The sequence below is a fragment of the Candidatus Nitrosarchaeum limnium BG20 genome (genome assembly GCF_000241145.1).
GTDB lineage: Archaea > Thermoproteota > Nitrososphaeria > Nitrososphaerales > Nitrosopumilaceae > Nitrosarchaeum > Nitrosarchaeum limnae.
Window position 1 is genome coordinate 1 of the sequence record NZ_AHJG01000279.1, and the last position, 1,933, is coordinate 1,933.

1 protein-coding gene is annotated in these 1,933 nt (G+C 32.3%); it reads right to left on the reverse strand.

Annotated features, from left to right (window positions below; genetic code table 11):
* On the reverse strand, positions 1 to 1,933 hold a 1,933-nt coding region (locus BG20_RS09735), incomplete at both ends, for a S8 family serine peptidase (protein ID WP_010194643.1).

Consider the following 1,933-nt stretch of genomic DNA (forward strand, 5'->3'; position numbering starts at 1 on the left):
ATTTATTTTAGATTCATCAATAATTTTTGAATCATTACTGATGATTGGATTAAATGGATTAGATTCAGATACATTTGTCATGGAAATAATTTCAGTTTTATTTGATTGATCTAAAATAATCTCAGAAGAAATGTTTGAGAATTTAGCTGCAATTGTTATTGGTTCGGTTGTTGAATTTCCACCAAATAATGTAGAGTGAGCCAATATAGCATATGTTCCTGTTTGATTAATTGGGATGTAAAGAACAGTAGAAGTTGCATCTTTATTTTTTACTGGAAAGAATCCTCCACCTTGACTAAAAACAGAATTACCTAACCAATCAAGTGAAGGCCAACCAAGAAAATGACCAAACACTCCAGATGGCATATTGCTTTGAACAATTCTTCCTTTAGGATCCATTACAAATACCGATAGATTTGTATCGTCAGTTTTCCAGGACATTTCTATTGCTGCAGAGTTTATTGAACTATCTTTGATATCAAAATAATATTGTCGCCAATCACCTGCCATGTATCTATTTGACATATCAAATGCTCCTTTTACATAACCACTGCCAAAAAGTACATCGTTGTTTTGCTTTCCTTCAATTAGTACAAGTGAGTCTTTTTTATCAATTCCTTTTTTTATTATAAAAGATACTGGTGTATTTACAGAATGATTTTGACCTTCAAATGTAATGAATCCTTGATAATTTCCTGTTTGTAAATCATTTGGAGCAATCAAAGAGACATCTACTTTAGCAATATCATTTGCAGGTACTGTAATTGTTTCAGACTCAGGCCAAATAAGAGACCATTTAGTTTTTTGATAGTAACTTGCAGTTAATGTGTAATCCATTGATGTGGAATTTTGTCCTGTGTCACCTAAATAGAAAGAGTATCTAGTTGGAATTGGATACACACCAACTAGTGGAGTTCCTTTGAATTTTTCATTTGGTTCTGCAATTCTAAGTTCTTGAACAGTTCCCCATGAGCCAGCTCTATTAACCATGGAAAGTTCATTGCTAGTTATTTTTGTGTCGTTGTTTTTATCAATCCAATCATAAGCGTATAAGGAAGAAATTTTCATGTCATTTGCATAATCTACTGTTTTATTCATGAAATTATCAAATGGGAAATTTAGATTCAAGATCATTAATGATGATTCTTTTGGAATGAGGTTTTCATCAAAAAGTTTTCCTAGTTCTTTTTGTTCTTTGATATCAGATAGGGGAATATAATTTGGAATGAATGTGCCTGATTTATTTAGAATTGAATCTTGTTGGCCTACTTTAGTAATTCCATCATATTTGGTATTTTTGATTAAAGATATAGTTGTGGGTTTAATAGTTATGTTAATGGGTTTGTTTGTTGGATTTTCAATTGTGAAAGTTGCTTTGCTGCGGTCTCCGGGATGTAATTGACCTGCAAACCAACTTGTCATAGGCATTGTCTTTGTAGGATATTTGAATTGTTCAAACCCGATAGATGTTGAGTTTATTGATTCAAGAGTAGGGTCTAAAATTTTTTTAATATTGTTATAAGAAGCATCATTGTACACAAGAAACATTCCTTCTGTTCCGTTTACAAAATCTAGTGCAGTATTTACATCGACTAATCCGGAACCTTGAGTGAAAGGATCATTTTGCAGATCCTGTGCAGTTGACATTAAAATATTTTTAATTATAAATGGATCATACTCTTTTGATTGTTTATGTAGTCCTTCCATTAGTATTGCAGCACTACCAGATACTAATGGTGCTGCCATACTTGTTCCTCCGAATAAGGAAAAAGATTCTTCCTTTGAGTTCTTTGTAGTTTTTAGAACATTAGAGGGTGTAAAACCATATGCGCCAATACTCATCAAGTCAGGTTTAGGATCTCCTATTATTCCAGGACCTCGACTAGAGAAATCAACTATTTCATCATTGTATAAAGTAGAATTTCCAAATCTC